Here is a 301-nt window from a genome sequence, read left to right on the forward strand (position 1 = left end):
GTGTTGTAGAGCCCGACCTCGCCGATGCGGTCACCGCGCCAGCTGCCGCCGAAGCTCAGCACGCCGTCCAGTCCGCCGATCGAGTTGGGACGGCTGTGCGTGCCCTGCAGCCCGAAGACCCGACGGCGGTCGGTCTGCTCGAACTGGTCGCCCTGCTCGGGGTTGTTGAGGAAATAGGTGAAGTCCGAGAACAGGCCGAAGCGGTAGTCGATGACATAGCCACTGAGTTGCGTCTGCCCCTCGGGACTGTTGTCGAACCACTTGCCCGACAGGCTGATGCGCCGTGTCCTGCCGCCATCGG

General features: G+C 65.4%; 1 pseudogene. It reads right to left on the reverse strand.

The annotated features are described in order from the left end of the window. Positions 1 to 301: pseudogene (locus tag ACODT0_RS42495) on the reverse strand (TonB-dependent receptor); the annotation flags it as partial.

The sequence above is a fragment of the Variovorax sp. FG153 genome, from assembly GCF_057809595.1.